Genomic DNA, 10722 nt, shown 5'->3' with positions numbered 1-10722 from the left:
TCGTAGCCCGCCATATCGTGGTTGACGAAATACCCGAGGCGCTCATCGACGAACAGTTCCTCCATCAACGCGCCACCTAGGCCCATCGTCATAGCGCCAATCACCTGACTGCGCGCGGTTTTGGGATTGAGAATGCGTCCGGCGGCACAAACCGCCAGCATGCGCCGCACACGCACTTCGCCGGTGGCGACATCCACGCCGACTTCGATGAAGTGTCCGGCGAAAGTGGATTGCTGATATTGCTCGTCAAGATCGCCAAACTCGATGGTATCTTCCACGGTGATGATGGCTTCGGCGGCGGCCTGGGCGAGCGTCGCGCTCTGGTTGCCGTCATGCACCTGACCCTCGCTGAAGGTGGCGCGTTGCGCGTCAAAGCCCAGTTTGCTGGCGACCGCTTCACGCAATTTCACGCAGGCGGCGTAAACGCCGGAGGTTGAGGTGTTCGCGCCCCATTGGCCGCCGGAACCGGCAGAAACCGGGAAGTCAGAATCGCCTAAGCGAACCACCACGCGCTCAATCGGCACGCCCATCATCTCCGCCGCGGTTTGTGCGAGGATAGTGTAGCTGCCGGTGCCGATGTCGGTCATGTCGGTTTCAACGGTGATGATGCCTTTACCGTCCAGATGCACGCGCGCACCGGAAGACGTCACCATGTTGTTACGAAAGCCCGCTGCAACGCCCATGCCGACCAACCAGCGCCCATCCTTAACCATCGCCGGTTTAGCGTTGCGACCTGACCAGCCAAACCGCTCGGCGCCGGTGTTCAAACACTCAACCAACTGACGTCGGGAGAAAGGGCGCTCGGGTTTGGCCGGATCGACCTGGGTATCATTGAGAATGCGGAAAGCGATGGGATCGATCCCGACTTTTTCCGCCATTTCATCGATGGCAATCTCCAGCGCCATCAATCCCGGCGCTTCGCCCGGTGCGCGCATGGCGTTACCTTCAGGTAGATCCAGCGTGGCCAGTCGTAATCCGGTAAAGCGGTTAGCACCGGCGTAAAGCAGTTCCGTCTGCTGCACGGCAGTTTCCGGTGTGCCATCCGGCAAATTACCGGACCAGCTTTCATGCGCGATGGCCTGAATCTTACCGGATTGATCGGTGCCGATGCGGATGTGCTGAATGGTGGCCGGTCGATGCGTGGTGTTATTGGCGATGAGTGGCCGAGGCAGCATCACTTTGACCGGACGCTGAACGGCGCGCGCGCCCAACGCAGCTAACACCGCATCGCTGCGCAGGAACAGCTTGCCGCCAAAGCCGCCGCCGATATAAGGCGACACGATGCGGATCTTTTCCATCGGCATGTTGAGCGTGGCGGCCAGATCGGTGCGGCACCAGTCGATCATCTGATTCGAGGTCCAGACGGTGAGTTTGTCACCTTGCCATGTTGCCATCGAGGCGTGCGGTTCCATCGCGGTATGACTCTGGTCCGGCGTGGTGTAGTGCGCATCTAAGTTGACGTCAGACGCAGCAAACGCAGCGGCGAAATCACCCACGGCCTTGTCAGGCGTGTCTTCGGGAGAGGAAGTGACCCCCGGCTTTTGCTGCGCGAGATTATAAACACCGTGCTCTCGCTGATAATCCACCTTGACTAAACTCGCCGCGGCACGCGCCTGCTCAAACGTCTCGGCAATCACCAATGCGACCGCCTGATGATAGTGTTCGATGGTATCTTCAGCCAACAAACGGGCCGTATTTTTATCGCCTTTACCCAGTTTTCCTGTGTTGTTAGCTGTCACCACTGCTAAGACGCCTGGCGCATTTTGCGCGGCTTGCACATCAATGGCGGTGATTTTCCCTTTGGCGATCGGCGCGCCGACCACATAGCCGTACGCCGCATCGGGCGCTTCGTTATGCCATTCGTAAGCGTAATGCGCCTGGCCGGAGGTTTTCAGCGGTCCGTCGATACGATTAAGTGCTTGACCGACCACTTTGAGCTGATCAATCGGATTATTGCCTGCGGGTTTTTCGAATTTCATCAGTTATCCCCTCGCTTCTGCCAATACGGAAGCGAGCGTGCGCTGCGCCAGAATGATTTTGAACTCGTTTTCAGCGGTGGGTTGTGCCGTGGCGAACAGCCGATCGCTCACCGCCTTAGCGCCCTGAATCACCGCGTTATCCGCCTCTTCCAGCCGCCACGGCTGATGTGCCACGCCACCGAGCGCCACGCGACCGGAGTTATCCGGCTGAATGATGGCGGCGACCGAGACCAGCGCAAAAGCGTAGGACGCGCGATCGCGCACCTTACGGTAAATGTGTGTGCCGCCCAGCGGTGCCGGCAGTGAAACCGCAACAATCAGCTCGCCAGGATTGAGCACGGTTTCCAGATGCGGCGTGTTGCCAGGCGCGCGATAGAATTCAGCAATCGGGATGTTGCGCTCACTGCCATCCGGGCTGACCGTTTCTACCACCGCATCCAGCAAACGCATCGCCACTGCCATATCGCTCGGGTGGGTGGCGATACAGTCTTGACTGGTACCGACCACCGCATGCTGGCGACTAAAGCCGTCCAGCGCCGCGCAGCCGCTGCCGGGCAAACGCTTGTTGCACGGTTGGTTGGTATCATAGAAGTAGGGACAACGCGTACGCTGCAGCAAATTTCCTGCGGTGGTCGCCTGATTACGCAACTGACCGGAAGCGCCAGCCACTAACGCGCGCGACAGCACGCCATAATCGCGGCGAACGCGCGCATCGGCCGCCAGATCGGTGTTACGCATCAACGCGCCGATGCGTAATCCGCCATCCGCCGTGGCTTCGATTTTGTCCAGCTCAAGGCCATTCACATCAATAAGATGTGCGGGTGTTTCAATCTCCAGCTTCATCAGGTCGAGCAAATTGGTGCCGCCCGCGATGAATTTGGCATTGGTGTGTTGCTGTGCGCTGGTAGCGGCTTCGGCCGGGGTTTTTACCCGCTGATAGGTGAAGGCTTTCATGATTCCAGGCCCTCCGCGTACTCTTCTATCGCCGCAAGAATGTTGGAATAGGCCCCGCAACGACAGATATTGCCACTCATACGCTCGCGGATTTCATCCGCGGTGAGTTGCGGTGCGGAGACTAAATCGTGTGTGACGTGGCTGGGAATGCCCGCTTTGATCTCTTCCAGCACCGCCATCGAGGAACAGATTTGCCCCGGTGTGCAGTAGCCGCACTGGTAACCATCATGCTTAATGAATGCCGCCTGCAAGGGATGCAGCTGGTCAGGATTTCCTAAGCCTTCAATGGTGGTGATTTCCGCATCCTGCTGCATCACGGCGAGCGTCAGGCACGAATTGATGCGACGACCGTTGACCATCACCGTACAGGCGCCGCATTGACCGTGATCGCAGCCTTTTTTGGTGCCGGTCAAATGCAGATGCTCACGCAATGCATCCAGCAGCGTGGTGCGGGTATCAACGTTTAATTGCTGCTGTATGCCGTTGACTTTGAAGCTAATTGGCAACATTGCAGGCGCGGGTGTTGTTAAGTGTTGGCTGCTCATGCCAAACCTCCAGTAAAAGGGTGAAATGTTGAGGTACAACTTCTTTTTGTATGGTTTTAGAAGGGTAAGCATAGTCGGCATCTGCAAAAGCACTATCGGCAATCACTGAATGGGTTTATGAGCGAGAGTAATAAAAGCAGGTTAGGGCGGTTAAAAGGAAGTGAAAAGCCTACGACAAAATGGGATCAAGATGACATCGATATAAATCCAACATAGTGTGTTTTATCGGCCTCAAGTGGCTTTTACACCCAATATGTTGGATTTAAGTTTGTCTTAGACGAGTTGTTGTTCCAAAAAGGCGATGAACGCTCTTACCTTGGAATTTAGCGCCGAACGCTCGTTAACACAGGCATAAATATTCATTGGCAAAGCCGCAACATCACTTTTATTTCCTTGATCTGAGTGAAACAAAGCTATGAGTTGTCCCCTCTCAATCAACGGTTTAGCGATAAAACTCGCCAGCCGGGCAATGCCACCGCCGTTTTCGGCGATTTTCGCAATGATATCAATATCGTCACTGATGAACTCTGGATTGAGCTTTGCGTTCACCGGCTGGCCGTTGACCATAAACGTCCACGGAAGAAAGCGTCCATCTGTCGGATAGCGGAAAACCAAACAGGCGTGCTGGCTCAGCTCTTCAGGCATTTTAGGAATGCCCGCGCGCGCCAGATAAGCGGGTGCTGCGCAGAAGATAAAGGGTAATGAGGCAATTTTGCGGGCGATGAGTTGATCGTTTAGTTGCGCCTCAATACGAATACTGACGTCAACGCTTTCTAAACGGTGATCAACATTACGGTCGGTACTGATCAGTTCGATATCAATTTCCGGGTAAGTTTGTTTAAAAGCGGGCATCAGCGGGGCAAGAACGTGTCTGCCAAAAGCAGCTGTAGTGGCGATGCAAAGTGAGCCCTGCGGTTTGGTTTCAATCGCCGCAGCCTGCGAGGCAAGGTCAATGTCCTGGGGAATATGTCGGACTTTTTCAAAGTAGCGTTTACCGCTTTCGGTTAACGTCATACTGCGGGTGGTGCGTGAAAGCAACCGTACGCCTAAATGTGTCTCCAGACGTGCAACGCTCTGACTGACCGCCGCTGAACTCATTCCTTTCGCCCGCGCGGCTGAAGCAATGCTGCCGTTCTCCACTACGCGGATAAAAGTGTTAATCAGTCCTAATAAGTCCATACATCCCTCAATGCGTGATTCGTAATCTTTATTTAATAATGATTAAAGCAGCAGTGTTCTACCCGCATCATGATTCGCCTGATAGGTTACCGGCTGTTTTGCTTAAACTGACTAAACAGGATAGCGTTATGACAGCAGCCATTGAGAAAAATACCGCACGCAGACGCCTGCCAAAACATGTGTCACCTTATATCTTTGCGCTTTACATGGCGACCATCATGGCGTTTCTGATGAGCCTGGTCATCACCTTCGCCGAATTTGGTATTAGCCCGCATTATATGGAAAATGTGATGAATGCATATCAAGTTGCAATGCCAGCAGCTTTTGTTTGCATACTCGTAGTACGCCCGATTGTGGTCCGGTTAGTCGGGTTGACGGTGCATGGTCATTGAGAGGGGGTTGGTGCTCGCTCATACCAACTATCAGTGAGTGCTTTGACGCTTATGTTAAATGCTGTGCGAGTCAGTGCTGAGTTATTTGCAAGATAAAAGGGCATGTCCAATTCTTAATGACTGCAATGATGTAAACGAGGTAATCATGTCCATAATAAGAATCGATCATGTGCATATCTATGTGAATAATATCGTGGAAGCAGAAACCTGGTATAAGGATGTACTGGGATTCATACGCGACGAGTCATTGCATTTCTGGTTTACTCAGGGCGGTCCGCTAGTAATCAAAAATAACGAAGTAGCGCTTTCACTTTTTGAGAAAAAGGTTCGTTCACCGGGCCACACTGTGGCCTTCAGTATAAAACCAAGTTATTTTTCCGAGTTGATGAAAATACTTACATTAAAACGGATTCCTTTTACAGTTAGCGACCATCAGGTCTCAATGTCTGTTTATTTTGAAGATATCGACGGAAATAAAATTGAAATGACCTCCTATGAATATCTTGAAGCCAAAGAGAATATACAGTCCTATTCGGCTACCTTATGCTGACTTACCGTGAAAATGAAAAAGGAGTTATCCAGTGCGTACCCGTGATTCGGCCCGTTTGCTTATTATCAATTCTCTCAATCAGGTTTTATTGTTCAGGTTCAGGCATGAAAATGATGCGCTGGCCGGTAAAGCATACTGGGCTACCCCCGGTGGAGGCGTGAAATCAGGAGAGACTTTTGAGCAGGCAGCCATCAGGGAGCTTAGAGAAGAAACAGGTATCTATGTTGATGATGTGGGGCAGCCGTTAACGGAGAGAACTTTTGAAATGACTCTACCCAGCGGTGAGGTGGTTCTGGCAAATGAGCGATTTTATTTAATTAAAGTCGCTGATGAAGAAATCAGTACCAGCGGATGGACTGAAAATGAAAAAACAGTCATTGATGATTATCACTGGTGGGATCTAAATGAACTGCGGAATAATGACGATGTGGTTTACCCCTCAAATATTCCCGATATCTGCTTAATGCGGGGTTAACTAGCTATCAGGTGACATTATCAAATTGGATTCTCAATTAGGTGCGCATAATCATGATTATGTTAAATTAGCTATCTGAATGCGCACTTAAATCACCCTCAGCTCATCACCTGCTATCATACACCTTCTTCAACAACAGTCCGTAACCAGAGATATCTCTGGCTACGGACTGTTGAACTTACTCCCTGCCGGTTTTGCAGCTTCGCCGATGGCGTCGCTACGTGAATTCTGAGCAATTCGCAGCACTGCGACTGCGGTAACCGGTGCCTGCAGATTCAGCCAACAAGGCTCTCTAACGGAATATGGAACTGTTTATGCAGATTACGAATCATAGGCAGCGTGAGCTCGCGTTTACGGTTTAACACTTCATAGACGCGATTTTGCCGACCAATTGCCGGAGCCAAATCTTTTGCTGTAAGCCCCATCTGGTCCATACGGAATTTAATAGCTTCAATTGGGTCAGGAGGCGCAATTGGGTAATGCTTTGATTCATAGTTTTCAATAAGCAGACACATTACCTCAAAGAGATCGCTCTCAGGTGAGCCCAGCACGGGTTCATTATCAAACATGGGCTCTACAATGCGGAGCGCATCTTTATAATCCTGCTCAGTTTTAATCGGTTTAATATTCATGTCAGGGCTCCAGTGTAACTGTATTGGCGTCTATCCTGTCGTATTCTTTATGCGTACCGATAAACTTAACGAACAACCTTTTATGAGCATAAGCAACGGCAACAATTAAACGGTAGTCGTTACCTTTTATGTTAAATACAACGCGGCTGTTTTTTAATACACTCGCTGTTCCGTACTGCGCCTTTATATCTGCCGGGGTATGCCAGTCGGCCTTTTTAACTTCATCTACCCAAGCGCGTAACGGTTGTTCTGAATCAGGATGAACCGTCCAAAAATCCTTTAATGGTGCGAGTGCAATGATGTTCATGCAAACATGGTAGTCCCGGCACGGGATATTTGCAACAGAAAAATCCCACGCTGGGACTATCGTCACCCTTTCGAGTGACGCTTCTGATCAAACACCCGCATTAAGGCGGCTGGTAATTATCTCAAGGCCAATCTGCTGGCCGTATGAAAGCTCAAGCGTGTTGCCATCTGGATCGGCGAAAAATGCCCAATAGCCTACTGGCGCGGATGATTGCTGCGCGGGTCGGCGTAACACGCCTTCGCGTTCTGCCAAAATAACTTTGGCATCAATCTCTTCTTTGCTGTCACACGCAACGCCAATGTGACCAAACGGCCCCAAAGGCGTATCCACGGTGGTTTGAGATTGCACCAGCACCAGCGCAAACGGACGTGTTAAATCAGAAAGCCATGCGACTTTTTGCGCTTCTGCAATGCCGGGTTCACGCTCATGGATCACCTGCATCCCTGCGTAACGTTGATAGAAGTCGATGCTGCGTTCTAAATCTCTCACTTGCAGCGCTATGTGGCTAAAACCAATATCGTGCTGTTCCATATTCCATTCCTGTGAAATAACCAGAAATGGAATATGTCATAAATTGTTGCTGGCACTTGTTCATGAATGCCTAAATATGCAGCTCATACACCACGCAAGGCACATCGTAGTGTTGCTCAATCGCTTTATAAGTCATGCCCAGCCGCTGCATCACCTTTTGCGATGCGGCATTTTCAGGATCGGCCACCGCGACCAGATAGTTAACCCCGACATGTTCGACCGCAAACTTAACCACCGCCTGCGCGGCTTCTGTGGCAAAACCTTTACCGTGATAATTAGCATTAAGACGCCAGCCTATTTCCAACGGCGCGCCATCCTGATTGGCTAAATGCTGCAGGCAGCACGCACCAACGATTTCGCCAGACGCTTTTTCCCGCATCGCCCACCAGGAAAAACCATATTGCTGCCAACGCGATTGAACGCGTTCAATACTCGCCAGGGTTTCTTCTGGCGTTTTAACCACGCCATTACTGATATAACGCATGATTTCCGGGTCGTTTTCCATCGCCCGCAGTCCGTCAAAATGCGCGAGTTCAAAGGGTTCCAGCCGCAGTCGGGTTGTTTCTAATTCCATTATTCCTCCGCTTTATGAAGAGCCTGCACCAGCGTCATCGCATACGGTGACGCTTCAGAAATATCCAGCTGCTGCTCCAGCTCAATAAGATGATCGCGCATCAGTTGCTGCGCTTTAGCGGTATTGCCGGCAATCAGTTCATCAATGATGTGCTGATGCTCGTCGCACTGACAAACCGGCATCTCATTGCGCTGATACAGCATCACAATTAACGAACTTAACACCATCAAATTATTGAGAATATCTTCCAGCACTTTGTTGTCGGCAATTTTGCCTAACAGCAGATGAAACGCGCCAAGCTGATACACCACCCGCTGTCGTTCCTGGCTGTGAATCGCTTCATGTTCTTCTTTTTGCTGCTGCTGCAATTGCACGGCAAACGCCGCCATTTTTTGCGGTGTAATGCAGGCAATTATGGCCGATTCAATGGCATGGCGAGCGGTGAAGATCTCACGCGCGGTGGTGGCTGACGGCTGCGCAACAATCGCGCCGACATTGGGTTCGATGGTGACGATGTGTTGCAACGCCATGCGCTGCAGCGCCGCCTGCACATGGTTGCGATTGGCTTTCAGCGCATCGACAATCTGCGCCTCAATTAAGCGCGTGCCGGGGCGCAGCTTGTGCTGGGCAATCGCCATGGTCAGCGACTCATAAATGCGAGCGATCTCTTTTTGTCTGGGGGTTTGCTTCGCGCCCATACTTAATCCTGTATCGGTCATAATAGTCCCCCGAAATATACATCATTTATGCGCGGTAAACCTGCTGGCCACGGAAGTAACTGGCTGAAATTGCTGGCTGACGCGCCACCACTTCGGCGGAACAACTGGCGTCAACCAGGATAAAATCAGCCGCGTCGCCAGCCAGCGGCCAGATGCGTGCGCCCTGCTCATCCAGCGGCAAAATATCGCCGGTGGCAATCGCCAACGCTCGATTGAGTGAAAATTCGCTGCCGCGTCCATACAGCTGCGCCCACAAATTGGCTTTCTCCAGCATGCTGCCGGTGCCGAAGGGTGACCAGTGATCGATGACGCTGTCGGTGCCGGTCATCAGCTTGACGCCGCATTGTTTCAGCAGCGGAAGCGGCATCACATTTTTGCCCAGCGGCAAACCAGACGCCAGGCTAACGCCCAGCGCGGCCATGCGTTCACCCAGCGCCTTCACCTCAACATCACTGATTTGCGCCAGACAGTAAGCGTGGCTGAGTGTCACTCGTCCTTGCAGTTCAGGCGCGTGTTCCAGCGCGTTTAGCAGATAATCAATGCAGGCAATGCCGGTGTTGGCGGCTTCATGCAGATGAATATCCACGCCGGTGCCACTCTCATGCGCCAGACTCAGCATGGTGTCGAGTGAACGCGCCATATCGCCATCAACCTTCGAAGGATCGAGTCCGCCGGTCCACTGGCAGCCGAGCGCCAGCGCCTCGCGCATCAGTGAAGTCACGCCAGAACGCAGTAAACCGTGCTGCGGAAATGCCACGATTTCGCACGCTATCTGCCCGTCAAACGCGTCTAAGGCCTGCAACAGATGTTCCAGGCTGCGCAGCCCACTGACCGGATCGATATTGCAATGGCTGCGAATCACCGTGGTGCCTTTACTCAATAGCAAGGCGATCAACTGCTGCGCATGCTCGACCGAATCGGCAAGCAGCGTCGGCAACAGCTGCTGCTCTAGCGCGATCATCTGGAAAATATCCTGCTCGTCATTCGGTTTCGCCGCTCGCCATGCGCGGCCGTAGAAGGTTTTATCCAGATGGATATGCATATCGCGCAACGTTGGCAGCATCAGCATGCCGCCAGCATCACGCGGTGGCAGCGCGTTTTGCACCTCGCTCTGCCCGTGAATCGCCACCATCCGCCCGTGTTTGATTTCTATCGTGAAGAGATCACATTGGGTGCCCTGAATATGGCCGTTAATTTCGTTAAACCCGGTTTCAAGCCTGACGTTGGTGAGCAAGTAGTGATCAGTCATGGTTTACGCCTCTGTTCACACGAGGAAACGAGGAGGACACGATCTCCTCAACCGGCGGATGCCCAACGGTTCGTTCTGGATAAGTTGAGATTATGTGCGAAAACACCTGTTGCGATGCGGCGTGCAGCGCTGCTGCGCTCTGCCCGCTGTTGACCAACTCGCGATCCCACACCACTTTGCGTCCTGCCACAATCACGCCGGTGACATCGCGGCCATTGCCATTCAAAACCAGCGTGGTAATCGGATCGAACACCTGTCCCAGCGCGGGTTGGTCAAGATTGACCATCATCATATCGGCCTGACAGCCTGGCGCGAGTCGGCCAAGATCATCGCGTCCCAACGCGTGTGCGCCGCCCAGGGTTGCCATGCGGTAATAATCGGCGGCGCTGGCCGCTGAGATATCGCCGGTGACCACGCGCGTCAGCACCACGCCCATTTGCATATTGGTGAACATATCAGCGGGAAACGTATCGGTGCCAAGCGCCAGATTAACGCCCGCAGAGTTAAGCGCCGGGTAATGTTCGAGATATTTGCCGTGGCGACCGGAGACCAGCGGACAAGCCACAATTGAAGCACCTGACTGCGCCAGACGCGCGATGTCCTCTGCTACATTCGACGCTTCGGGGTTCACACCAC

The 10722-nt window shown here is 52.6% G+C and carries 14 protein-coding genes; 3 read left to right on the top strand and 11 right to left on the bottom strand.

What is annotated here, in order from left to right; all coding sequences use genetic code 11:
• From paoC to RTM06_RS10525, 4 genes are all read right to left on the bottom strand, one after another.
• Positions 1 to 1979, bottom strand: a 1979-nt coding sequence (gene paoC, locus RTM06_RS10540; protein WP_312181995.1) for an aldehyde oxidoreductase molybdenum-binding subunit PaoC, incomplete at its 3' end; no start/stop codon positions are given.
• A gap of 3 nt (positions 1980 to 1982) precedes the next feature.
• On the bottom strand, positions 1983 to 2933 hold the full coding sequence (locus RTM06_RS10535; RefSeq protein WP_312181992.1) for a xanthine dehydrogenase family protein subunit M: 951 nt from the start codon (positions 2931 to 2933) through the stop codon (positions 1983 to 1985).
• Positions 2930 to 3478, bottom strand: coding sequence for an aldehyde dehydrogenase iron-sulfur subunit PaoA (paoA, locus tag RTM06_RS10530; RefSeq protein ID WP_312181990.1), 549 nt, complete (start codon positions 3476 to 3478; stop codon positions 2930 to 2932). Before paoA ends, RTM06_RS10535 begins: the two co-directional genes overlap by 4 nt.
• A gap of 273 nt (positions 3479 to 3751) precedes the next feature.
• Positions 3752 to 4657, bottom strand: a complete 906-nt coding sequence (locus RTM06_RS10525) for a LysR family transcriptional regulator (RefSeq protein ID WP_312181988.1) — start codon at positions 4655 to 4657, stop codon at positions 3752 to 3754.
• Positions 4658 to 4785: 128 nt separating this feature from the next.
• Between RTM06_RS10525 and RTM06_RS10520 the strand changes: the two genes are divergently transcribed.
• From RTM06_RS10520 to RTM06_RS10510, 3 genes are all read left to right on the top strand, one after another.
• The gene (locus RTM06_RS10520) at positions 4786 to 5049 is read left to right on the top strand and encodes a DUF2798 domain-containing protein (protein ID WP_312181986.1); all 264 of its coding nucleotides are present in this window, start codon (positions 4786 to 4788) and stop codon (positions 5047 to 5049) included.
• Between the two features lie 145 nt (positions 5050 to 5194).
• A complete protein-coding gene (locus RTM06_RS10515; RefSeq protein ID WP_312181984.1) occupies positions 5195 to 5599 on the top strand; it encodes a VOC family protein in 405 nt (134 codons plus the stop codon).
• A gap of 31 nt (positions 5600 to 5630) precedes the next feature.
• Entirely contained in the window at positions 5631 to 6074 is a 444-nt protein-coding gene (locus RTM06_RS10510) for an NUDIX hydrolase (protein WP_256698711.1), read from the top strand.
• A 275-nt stretch (positions 6075 to 6349) separates the two neighbouring features.
• On the opposite strand, the gene RTM06_RS10505 is transcribed toward RTM06_RS10510, so the two are convergent.
• From RTM06_RS10505 to RTM06_RS10475, 7 genes are all read right to left on the bottom strand, one after another.
• Positions 6350 to 6706: a transcriptional regulator gene (locus tag RTM06_RS10505; protein ID WP_312181982.1), complete on the bottom strand. Its 357-nt coding sequence runs from the start codon at positions 6704 to 6706 to the stop codon at positions 6350 to 6352.
• A gap of 1 nt (position 6707) precedes the next feature.
• Positions 6708 to 7013 (bottom strand): type II toxin-antitoxin system HigB family toxin, encoded by a 306-nt coding sequence (locus RTM06_RS10500; protein ID WP_312181980.1) that lies wholly within the window; start codon positions 7011 to 7013, stop codon positions 6708 to 6710.
• Positions 7014 to 7100: 87 nt separating this feature from the next.
• The gene (locus tag RTM06_RS10495; protein WP_312181978.1) at positions 7101 to 7544 is read right to left on the bottom strand and encodes a VOC family protein; all 444 of its coding nucleotides are present in this window, start codon (positions 7542 to 7544) and stop codon (positions 7101 to 7103) included.
• A gap of 70 nt (positions 7545 to 7614) precedes the next feature.
• Positions 7615 to 8118, bottom strand: coding sequence for a GNAT family N-acetyltransferase (locus RTM06_RS10490; RefSeq protein WP_312181976.1), 504 nt, complete (start codon positions 8116 to 8118; stop codon positions 7615 to 7617).
• The gene (locus tag RTM06_RS10485) at positions 8118 to 8816 is read right to left on the bottom strand and encodes a GntR family transcriptional regulator (protein WP_154157192.1); all 699 of its coding nucleotides are present in this window, start codon (positions 8814 to 8816) and stop codon (positions 8118 to 8120) included. The genes RTM06_RS10490 and RTM06_RS10485 overlap by 1 nt, the downstream gene beginning before the upstream one ends.
• Positions 8817 to 8862: 46 nt before the next feature.
• On the bottom strand, positions 8863 to 10086 hold the full coding sequence (locus RTM06_RS10480; protein ID WP_312181974.1) for an amidohydrolase: 1224 nt from the start codon (positions 10084 to 10086) through the stop codon (positions 8863 to 8865).
• Positions 10079 to 10722: amidohydrolase family protein (locus RTM06_RS10475; RefSeq protein WP_312181972.1), on the bottom strand; the 644-nt coding region annotated here is incomplete at its 5' end. The genes RTM06_RS10480 and RTM06_RS10475, both read right to left, overlap by 8 nt.

The sequence above is a fragment of the Pantoea sp. CTOTU46764 genome (assembly GCF_031974595.1).
GTDB classification, from domain to species: Bacteria; Pseudomonadota; Gammaproteobacteria; order Enterobacterales; family Enterobacteriaceae; genus Pantoea; species Pantoea trifolii.
Note: the sequence above shows the minus strand (reverse complement) of the source record. Positions and strands in the feature narration are given on the sequence as shown.

What these genes read in the sequence shown, in the direction of transcription:
- RTM06_RS10515 (WP_312181984.1), top strand. Translation starts at nt 5,195, where the DNA reads ATGTCCATAATAAGAATCGATCATGTGCATATCTATGTGAATAATATC.
- RTM06_RS10495 (WP_312181978.1), bottom strand. Translation starts at nt 7,544, where the DNA reads ATGGAACAGCACGATATTGGTTTTAGCCACATAGCGCTGCAAGTGAGA.
- RTM06_RS10505 (WP_312181982.1), bottom strand. Translation starts at nt 6,706, where the DNA reads ATGAATATTAAACCGATTAAAACTGAGCAGGATTATAAAGATGCGCTC.
- RTM06_RS10490 (WP_312181976.1), bottom strand. Translation starts at nt 8,118, where the DNA reads ATGGAATTAGAAACAACCCGACTGCGGCTGGAACCCTTTGAACTCGCG.
- paoA (WP_312181990.1), bottom strand. Translation starts at nt 3,478, where the DNA reads ATGAGCAGCCAACACTTAACAACACCCGCGCCTGCAATGTTGCCAATT.
- RTM06_RS10480 (WP_312181974.1), bottom strand. Translation starts at nt 10,086, where the DNA reads ATGACTGATCACTACTTGCTCACCAACGTCAGGCTTGAAACCGGGTTT.
- RTM06_RS10525 (WP_312181988.1), bottom strand. Translation starts at nt 4,657, where the DNA reads ATGGACTTATTAGGACTGATTAACACTTTTATCCGCGTAGTGGAGAAC.
- RTM06_RS10500 (WP_312181980.1), bottom strand. Translation starts at nt 7,013, where the DNA reads ATGAACATCATTGCACTCGCACCATTAAAGGATTTTTGGACGGTTCAT.
- RTM06_RS10520 (WP_312181986.1), top strand. Translation starts at nt 4,786, where the DNA reads ATGACAGCAGCCATTGAGAAAAATACCGCACGCAGACGCCTGCCAAAA.
- RTM06_RS10485 (WP_154157192.1), bottom strand. Translation starts at nt 8,816, where the DNA reads ATGGGCGCGAAGCAAACCCCCAGACAAAAAGAGATCGCTCGCATTTAT.
- RTM06_RS10535 (WP_312181992.1), bottom strand. Translation starts at nt 2,933, where the DNA reads ATGAAAGCCTTCACCTATCAGCGGGTAAAAACCCCGGCCGAAGCCGCT.